At 37.4% G+C, this 297-nt stretch carries 1 protein-coding gene; it reads left to right on the top strand.

Annotated features, from left to right (window positions below; genetic code table 11):
- A partial coding sequence (locus ACHRWY_RS27655; RefSeq protein WP_395359248.1) for an AMP-binding protein occupies window positions 1-297 on the top strand: 297 nt, incomplete at both ends.

Here is a 297-nt window from a genome sequence, read left to right on the forward strand (position 1 = left end):
GAGACTTATCGGTTCTGTGTCTGGATAAAGATTGGGATCTTATCTCAGGCTATTCTTCAGGGAAACTCAGCACTGTGTTGTCTGCATCTAATTTAGCTTATGTTATCTATACTTCGGGAAGTACCGGCACTCCTAAAGGAGTTTTGATAACGCATAAAAATGTAGTTCGATTATTCAAAAATGAATCTTCATTATATGATTTTGGATCAACTGATGTCTGGACTTTGTTTCACTCGTTTTGTTTTGATTTTTCGGTATGGGAAATGTATGGCGCTTTATTACATGGAGGCCGTTTAG

It is taken from the genome of Flavobacterium sp. FlaQc-48 (assembly GCF_044007335.1).
Taxonomy (GTDB): Bacteria; Bacteroidota; Bacteroidia; order Flavobacteriales; family Flavobacteriaceae; genus Flavobacterium.